The sequence below is a fragment of the Flavobacterium sp. genome, assembly GCF_044368625.1.
Taxonomy (GTDB): domain Bacteria; phylum Bacteroidota; class Bacteroidia; order Flavobacteriales; family Flavobacteriaceae; genus Flavobacterium.
Genome location: NZ_JBIPPD010000141.1, coordinates 1 through 8,612, shown reverse-complemented (window position 1 = coordinate 8,612; position 8,612 = coordinate 1). Strand labels below are relative to the sequence as shown.

General features: G+C 35.7%; 4 protein-coding genes, 3 tRNA genes and 2 pseudogenes. 3 read left to right on the top strand and 6 right to left on the bottom strand.

Annotated features, from left to right (window positions below; all coding sequences use genetic code 11):
• Nucleotides 1–161: 161 nt before the first annotated feature.
• Both ACIQ2X_RS10930 and ACIQ2X_RS10925 read left to right on the top strand, forming a co-directional pair.
• Nucleotides 162–1,298, top strand: coding sequence for an HlyD family secretion protein (locus ACIQ2X_RS10930; RefSeq protein ID WP_396178958.1), 1,137 nt, complete (start codon nucleotides 162–164; stop codon nucleotides 1,296–1,298).
• 32 nt (nucleotides 1,299–1,330) lie between these two features.
• A pseudogene (locus tag ACIQ2X_RS10925) lies at nucleotides 1,331–3,476 on the top strand (peptidase domain-containing ABC transporter).
• A gap of 263 nt (nucleotides 3,477–3,739) precedes the next feature.
• On the opposite strand, the gene typA reads toward ACIQ2X_RS10925, so the two are convergent.
• The 6 genes from typA to proS all read right to left on the bottom strand — a co-directional run bounded on the left by typA (nucleotide 3,740) and on the right by proS (nucleotide 8,222).
• Complete coding sequence (typA, locus tag ACIQ2X_RS10920; RefSeq protein WP_396178957.1) at nucleotides 3,740–5,536, bottom strand: translational GTPase TypA; 1,797 nt, start codon at nucleotides 5,534–5,536, stop codon at nucleotides 3,740–3,742.
• A 411-nt stretch (nucleotides 5,537–5,947) separates the two neighbouring features.
• The gene (gene rpsT, locus ACIQ2X_RS10915; RefSeq protein WP_396178956.1) at nucleotides 5,948–6,199 is read right to left on the bottom strand and encodes a 30S ribosomal protein S20; all 252 of its coding nucleotides are present in this window, start codon (nucleotides 6,197–6,199) and stop codon (nucleotides 5,948–5,950) included.
• Between the two features lie 154 nt (nucleotides 6,200–6,353).
• Nucleotides 6,354–6,425: transfer RNA gene (locus ACIQ2X_RS10910), tRNA-Glu, on the bottom strand.
• Between the two features lie 50 nt (nucleotides 6,426–6,475).
• Nucleotides 6,476–6,547: transfer RNA gene (locus ACIQ2X_RS10905), tRNA-Glu, on the bottom strand.
• Between the two features lie 46 nt (nucleotides 6,548–6,593).
• Nucleotides 6,594–6,665: transfer RNA gene (locus ACIQ2X_RS10900), tRNA-Glu, on the bottom strand.
• A 78-nt stretch (nucleotides 6,666–6,743) separates the two neighbouring features.
• Nucleotides 6,744–8,222, bottom strand: a complete 1,479-nt coding sequence (gene proS, locus ACIQ2X_RS10895) for a proline--tRNA ligase (protein WP_396178955.1) — start codon at nucleotides 8,220–8,222, stop codon at nucleotides 6,744–6,746.
• A gap of 102 nt (nucleotides 8,223–8,324) precedes the next feature.
• Here proS and ACIQ2X_RS10890 point away from each other — a divergent pair.
• Nucleotides 8,325–8,612, top strand: a pseudogene (locus tag ACIQ2X_RS10890) (hypothetical protein); the annotation flags it as partial.

The window sequence follows — 8,612 nt, the reverse complement described above, 5'->3', positions numbered from 1 at the left end:
ATTTAATAATTAATCCCCCTTGGTAAAGTTTTAATGTGATAAATTATCAACTTATTATGTTTTTTTGTTGAAGAGAAGCTCAGACTCTTAAAAATTGATTAGCATTTCGCCAACAATGCAATAAATTAATTAATCACTGTATTTTCTAGAAATGAATACCTATGAACCTAAGTTCAGACCCCATCAACACCCTCGAAAATCTTATTGCCAAAAACAAATCCAAGAATATTTCCATCTATTTGGCAGTAGTTTTGGCAATTGCAACTTTTATAGTTTTGTTACCTGCTATCAAAGTAGATATTAGCAGTCAAAGTCGTGGTATAATTAGAAGTAAAACAGATAATGTACCACTGGCAACAGTGGTGAGCGGCAAAATTGTGGCGTTGCATCTAAAAAATAATCTTTCAGTTGCAAAAGGGGATACCTTGCTTACCATATCAAACGAAAACCTCACAACCGAAAAACAATTAAACGACACATTAGTAGTTTCAAACGAAATTATTTTAAAAGACCTGAAAAGAGCCTTGGAAAGTAAATCAGATTCTTTAGAAACTTCTATGATTAGGAAAGAGTATTATCAATTTGTAGCACAAAAAACAGAATTGCAAAGTAAAATTTCCCAAGCCACTAGCAATTTTAGACGTCAAAAAATATTATTTGGAAAAGACGTAATTGCAAAGGCCGAATATGAAAAATATTTGTTTGAACTTCGCTTTGCCACTCAAGCATTGGCAAGCTATATCAAGCAACAAACTGCCAACTGGCAAAACAAAAAGAACGAACTAGAGTTGCAGCTTAAAAACTATGCCGGTGCTAATAACAAACTACAAGTGGAAGCAAAAAACTACGTGCTTATTGCACCTATTTCCGGCACTATTGAAGGCTTTTCTGGTTTGCAAGTGGGTTCAAATATTACGGCATCACAACCGATTGCACAAATTTCGCCGACAGAAAATTTAATTGTTGAAAGCACGGTTTCACCAAACGATATTGGATTAATCAAAACCAAACAAAAAGTAAAATTTCAGTTGGATGCTTTCAATTATAACCAATGGGGAATGCTAACTGGCAAAGTAATCGATATTGATAAAAATATAACGCTTCAAGATAATCAAGCCTACTTTAAAGTGCGTTGTGCGTTAGATACCAAAGAATTGAAATTAAAATCTGGATACACAACCGAAGTTTCAAAAGGCATGACTTTAACTACGCGATACATCATCACTCGCAGAAGTTTATATGACTTGCTGTTTGACAAAGTGGACGACTGGTTGAATCCGAAACGAATTACGAATTAGATGCTGAAATGAATTCAGCATGACAGAAAAAGATGACATCTATAAAAATAAAACAACACGATATAAAAGATTGCGGTGCAGCCTGTTTAGCATCAATTGGCAATCATTTTAAAGTGAATCTTCCTATTGCAAAAATTAGACAATTTGCCAATACCGATAAACGTGGTACGAACGTGCTGGGTATTATTGAAGCGGCGGAAAAAATGGGTTTCACAGCAAAAGGTGTTAAAGGCGGTTTTGATGCTTTGCCCAAAATTCCACTTCCAGCTATTGCACACGTAATTGTGAAAGAACAATTGCACCATTACGTGGTGATTTATAAGGTAACCAAAACCACAATTGTAGCAATGGATCCTGGTTATGGAAAAATGATAACCTATAGCAATGAAGATTTTCAAAAAATTTGGACAGGCGTTTTAATTCTTTTTGCAAAGAATGATGATTTCATTGAACGAAACGAAAAGACATCTACTTTTGGCAGATTCTGGGATTTGATCCAGCCTCACAAAACCATCTTAACTCAAGCTTTGTTTGGTGCTGTAATTTATACAGTTTTAGGTTTGGCTATGTCAATTTATGTTCAGAAAGTAACCGATTATGTACTGGTAGAAGGAAACAGAAACCTTTTGAATCTTTTGAGTGTTGGCATGATTGGCATCATATTGCTACAAGTTTTCATTGGGGCAACCAAAAGTATTATGGTAATGAAAACTGGGCAATTAATTGATGCCAAGTTAATTTTAGGTTACTACAAACATTTACTTCGTTTGCCTCAACGCTTTTTTGACACCATGCATATTGGAGAAATCACATCAAGAATTAGCGATGCAGTAAAAATTAGGGCTTTTATAAATGAAGTAGCAATTGACTTGATTGTGAATATTTTTATTCTGATTTTTTCTTTTGTCTTAATGTTTACTTATTATTGGAAATTAGCGTTAGTTATTTTATTAATCATCCCGTTTTATGCGATTATCTATTTTTTGATGAACAAATTCAACAAAAAAGTAGAGCGAAAAATCATGGAACAAGCGGCAGAATTGGAAACACAGTTAGTGGAAAGTGTTTCTCACGTCAGAACCATTAAAGAATTTGGAATTGAAGAATTCACAAATTTAAAAACAGAAAATAAATTTGTAAAACTTCTATTTACAGGATTTAAATCAGGTTTAAATAGTGTTTTTGCAGACACATCAACACAAGTTTTAGCTTCTATTTTTACGGTCATCTTGCTTTGGATAGGTTCTGGATATGTAATTGATGGCGAAATTACACCAGGTGAATTATTTTCGTTTTACGCTTTAATTGGCTATTTTACTTCGCCAGTTGCTTCTTTAATCTCAATGAACAAAACCATTCAAAATGCAATGATCGCCGCCGATAGATTGTTTGAAATTATGGATTTGGAACGAGAATGAAAATAAAATTGAATTAAATCCAGAACTTATTGGAAATATTACTTTTGAAAATGTATCGTTTAGATATGGGTCAAGAATGGAAGTGTTTAACAATTTCAATCTTCAAATTAAAAAAGGGGAAACCAGTGCAATTGTTGGTGAAAGTGGCAGTGGAAAAACAACATTAATTGCATTGCTTCAAAACTTATATCCTATCAAAGAAGGGAAAATTTACTTAGGTGATTATGATATTACTCAAATTCACTACGAGAGTTTGAGAAAGTATATTGGTGTGATTCCACAAAATTTAAGCCTATTCTCTGGAAATATCATTGAAAACATCGCACTTGGCGAATCGTTTCCCAATATGCAACGGGTTTTTGATTTGTCCAAACAATTAGGAATTACCGAATTTGTAGAAAAACTACCTAACGGTTTTCATACACAAATAGGTGAAAATGGTGCCATGCTTTCTGGCGGACAAAAGACAGCGATTGGCAATTGCTAGAGCATTGTACAAAAATCCTGAAATACTGCTTATGGACGAAGCCACTTCCGCATTGGACACTTTGTCTGAAAAAAAAGTCAAAAACACCATAGATGATTATAAATCTGCTGGAAAAACCATTATTGTAATCGCTCACAGACTTAGTACGATTGCATCCGCTGACACCATTTAGTTATGGAAAATGGAAAAATCCTGGAGTCTGGAAACCATACAAGTTTGCTGTCTCAAAATGGTAAATATTTTGAACTTTGGAATAAACAAAGTTTAGTGTAACTTATCAGTAAATTGCATTGCTAGCCCTGATTGCAGCGGAAAGCAGAAATGACTTCTAAGGAAAATTAAATTCCAAATGGTAAATTCCAAATTCCAATAGCCAAATTCCAAATGGGAAATTCCAAATTACAAAAAGGAAAAAAAATTTCCAATAAGGAAGTACCAAATTCCAAATTCGTAAAAACACAAAAAAATCCCAAACTCCTAACCCCGAAGTTTCGGGAGGAATTTGGGATTTTTGAAATTGGAATTTAAAAAACAGTTTAGATTTTATATCTTTTTCTATCCGTTTCTGTCAAATATATTTTTCTCAAACGAATTGATTTTGGTGTAACCTCAACGTACTCGTCTTTTTGAATGTATTCTAAAGCTTCTTCAAGAGAGAAAATGATTGGCGGGATGATTCTCGCTTTTTCGTCGTTTCCAGAAGAACGTACGTTGGATTGCTTTTTCTCCTTGGTCACGTTTACACACATATCATCACCACGAGAATTTTCGCCGATTACCTGACCTTCGTAAATTTCGGCATTTGGCTCCACAAAAAACTTACCACGATCTTGTAATTTATCGATAGAATAAGGAATAGCTTTTCCTTTTTCCATAGAAATTAGTGAACCTTTATTTCGTCCTGCAATTTCTCCTTTGTAAGGTTCGTAACCGATAAAACGGTGTGCCATAATCGCTTCACCAGCGGTTGCCGTTAACAATTGATTTCTCAAACCAATAATACCACGTGATGGAATGTTGAATTTGATAATCATTCGTTCGCCTTTGGTTTCCATGCTTAACATTTCGCCTTTTCGAAGCGTCACAAATTCCACCGCTCTTCCTGAAAGGTTTTCTGGCAAATCGATTGTTAGTTCTTCAATTGGCTCACATTTTACACCATCAACTTCTTTGATAATAACTTGTGGTTGACCAATTTGCAACTCATAACCTTCTCTTCTCATTGTTTCAATAAGAACGGACAAGTGCAATACACCACGACCAAAAACCATAAATTTATCAGCAGAATCTGTTTCACCTAGCTTCATAGCCAAGTTTTTCTCTAATTCTTTTGTCAAACGGTCTCTAATATGACGAGAAGTTACAAATTTTCCTTCTTTACCAAAGAAAGGAGAGTCGTTAATTGTAAACAACATACTCATTGTAGGCTCATCAATGGCAATGGTTTGCAGACCTTCAGGGTTTTCAAAATCAGCGATAGTGTCACCAATTTCAAATCCTTCAACACCAATAATCGCACAGATATCTCCAGCTATTACTTGTGCCACTTTTTTACGACCAAGTCCTTCAAAAGTATGAAGCTCCTTAATACGTGATTTTATAACAGTACCATCTCTTTTTACTAATGAAATTGGCATTCCCTCATTCAACACTCCTCTTTCAAGACGACCGATAGCGATACGACCTGTAAATGCAGAAAAATCTAAAGAAGTAATAAGCATTTGTGGCGTTCCCTCTCCAACATTTGGTGGAGGAACGTTCTTGATAACCATATCTAATAATGGTTCGATATTGTCCGTTTGATTTCTCCAATCTTCCGACATCCAGTTGTTTTTAGCAGAACCGTAAACCGTTGGAAAATCCAATTGCTCTTCAGTTGCCCCAAGTTCGAACATCAAATCAAAAACTTTTTCATGTACTTCTTCAGGGGTACAATTCTCTTTATCTACCTTATTGATAACCACGCAAGGTTTCAAGCCCAAATCAATCGCTTTTTGCAAAACAAAACGCGTTTGTGGCATTGGTCCTTCAAAAGCATCTACCAACAAACATACACCATCGGCCATGTTCAATACACGCTCTACTTCGCCACCAAAATCGGCGTGACCAGGAGTGTCGATAATATTAATTTTTGTTCCTTTATACTGAACAGAAACGTTTTTAGAAGTAATGGTAATACCTCTTTCACGCTCTAAGTCGTTGTTATCAAGGATTAAGTCACCTGTGTTTTCGTTGTCGCGAAAAAGTTGACAGTGATACATAATTTTATCAACCAAAGTAGTTTTACCGTGATCGACGTGGGCAATAATTGCAATGTTTCTTATAGATTCCATCTAATATTTTTTGTGGGTGCAAATGTACGCTTTTTTTGAAAAAAATTATCAAAAATATACAACTTAACTCTTTAATAATCTAAATGGTAGGTTTAGACAGCTATTTTGCAGCAAAGGTTACTAGAATTTAATACAACGAAAGGTAAAAAGAGCTTTATTCCAGTATTGTTAACCTTTCCTATTTCAGAAATTTGGGCGTTTCCCTACGGGTCGGGTTTTCCGTTACAATCTTTTTGTTCGTTCCTCACAAAAAGGATTTTCACTTCAACCCCTAACGCGAAAAGTGGTAACCAGAAATAATTGTAAAAACTGAAATCCAGCTGTTTCAAAAATGCTTTATACAAAATAAGGAACAAAAAAAAGCGCCCATCACTGAGCGCTTTTTGTTATTTTGAAAGTAAATTGTAGTTATTACAATTTAGCTACATGTTTTGTTAACTTAGATTTTAAGTTTGAAGCTTTATTATTATGAATAATATTTTTCTTAGCTAGTTTGTCTACCATAGAAATTACAGCTGATAATTTTGCAGAAGCATCTGCTTTATCTGTTGCCAAACGCAAAGCTTTGATCGCATTTCGCGTAGTTTTGTGTTGGTATCTGTTTAATACTCTTCTTTTTTCGTTGCTTCTGATTCTTTTTAAAGCTGACTTATGATTTGCCATTTTTTTAAATTTTAGATGTAATAATTATTTATAATACTAGTTAAAAAAGAAAAACCTCCCACAACTGCATGACAATCACTTTGGTTTTAACTAATAAAATAAAATTCGAGACACCAAACTTTATTTTACAAAACTTATTTACAACTAATTTTTGTAGTCCGTAAGGGAATCGAACCCCTGTTACCAAGACGAAATCTTGGCGTCCTAACCCCTAGACGAACGGACCATTATTCTCTAAGTTCTTTCCAATCTATAATAAAATGAGATTGTATTGTGTAGCCCGTGGGGGAATCGAACCCCCCTTACATGGATGAAAACCATGCGTCCTAACCGATAGACGAACGGGCCAAATCACTTTTAAAGTTAGTGCCAACTCTGGATTCAAAAAAAGTAGTAGCCCGTGGGGGAATCGAACCCCCCTTACATGGATGAAAACCATGCGTCCTAACCGATAGACGAACGGGCCAAGCTTCTTGAATGCGGATGCAAAAATACAACTATTTTTTATTCACGCAATAGTAAGCGTAAAAATTTTTGACTTTTTTTAATAAGCCTTTGCAAAAAGCACTCGACCAGTACTCGGCTCCCCAGTAAACACACAGCTTCCCTCCTCTTTTACTTGGTCTAAAGCGATACATCTTATGGTTGCTTTGGTCAATTCTTTTATCTTTTCTTCGGTCTCTGGAGTTCCATCCCAATGAGCGGACACAAACCCACCTTTATCTTCTAAAACCGTTTTAAACTCCTCAAAAGAATGCACTTCTGTGATATGAGTATCTCTGTAATGCAAAGCTTTTTGGAACAAATCGTTTTGAATTGTTTCCAAAAGCACATTTACATGCTCCACGATTTCATCTTTTAAAATAACTTCTTTACTCAAAGTATCGCGTCTTGCTACCTCAAATGTACCGTTTTCTATGTCTTTCGGACCGATTGTAATTCGCACTGGAACACCTTTCAATTCCCATTCTGCAAATTTAAATCCTGGTTTATGAGTGGTTCGATCGTCAAACTTCACTGAAATTTTTAATTTTTTGAATTGACTTACCAACGTGTGTGCTGCTGCAGAAACAGCTACAAACTCCTCTTCGGTTTTGTAAATAGGAACGATTACAATTTGAATTGGCGCCAAATTTGGAGGCAAAACCAATCCGTTATCATCTGAATGCGTCATGACTAAAGCCCCCATCAAACGCGTCGAAACACCCCATGAAGTCCCCCAAACATATTCTTGTTTTCCTTCAGCTGTAGCAAATTTTACATCAAATGCTTTTGCAAAATTCTGACCTAAAAAGTGTGAAGTCCCGGCTTGAAGTGCCTTACCGTCTTGCATTAGCGCTTCAATACAATAGGTTTCTTCGGCTCCTGCAAATCGTTCAGTTTCTGTTTTCAATCCTTTAATAACAGGAATTGCCATAAAATTTTGAGCAAAATCAGCATATACGTTCATCATTTTTTCCGATTCTTCGATAGCTTCTGAACGAGTAGCATGAGCGGTATGTCCTTCTTGCCACAAAAATTCGGCGGTACGCAAAAATAAGCGTGTTCGCATTTCCCACCTCACGACATTTGCCCATTGGTTAATCAGTAAAGGCAAATCGCGGTAGGATTGAACCCAGCCTTTATAAGTAGACCAAATGATGGCCTCACTTGTTGGTCTAACAATTAATTCTTCCTCCAACTTAGCGTTTGGATCAACCATTAATTTCCCAGGTTTGTCGGGGTCATTTTTCAATCGATAATGTGTAACAATCGCACATTCTTTCGCAAAACCTTCGGCATTTTTTTCTTCTGCCTCAAACATACTTTTGGGAACGAACAACGGAAAATAGGCATTACTGTGTCCTGTTTCTTTGAACATTCGGTCGAGTTCTGCTTGCATTTTTTCCCAAATGGCGTAACCGTATGGTTTGATTACCATGCAGCCCCGAACACCTGAATTTTCGGCTAGGTCGGCTTTGACCACTAATTCATTGTACCACTTGGAATAATCTTGAGAACGCGTTGTTAAGTTCTTACTCATAATGAATAGATTGGCATAAAAATTGTTTAACTTATTTTAACTAAATAGTTCGGCAAAACTAACTATTTTTGTAAAGACCAACAATAAAAAACCCCATAAGATATGAAAACTTTTAAATATATACCCATTCGTCTGTCGCTATTCTTGGCAACAGGAGTAGTTCTGTCCTCCTTTATTTCCTGCGGAACATACAATAACACTTCCTACGAGGATCGCGATGGAATTTATTCCGGTTCGCAAAGAGTTAAAGCCGATAATAGTGCTTCTGCAACCAGCTTTATGTACCGAAATTATTTCGAATCCAAACAAGAAGACGAAATTTTTACGGACGTAGACAATTATACCTCTCAAAATTATAATCAAGATCAACCCGCTAACAGTGAAAATTAT

Coding starts and splice junctions, on each gene's coding strand:
- rpsT (WP_396178956.1), bottom strand. CDS start 6,199: ATGGCAAATCATAAGTCAGCTTTAAAAAGAATCAGAAGCAACGAAAAA.
- proS (WP_396178955.1), bottom strand. CDS start 8,222: ATGAGTAAGAACTTAACAACGCGTTCTCAAGATTATTCCAAGTGGTAC.
- ACIQ2X_RS10930 (WP_396178958.1), top strand. CDS start 162: ATGAACCTAAGTTCAGACCCCATCAACACCCTCGAAAATCTTATTGCC.
- typA (WP_396178957.1), bottom strand. CDS start 5,536: ATGGAATCTATAAGAAACATTGCAATTATTGCCCACGTCGATCACGGT.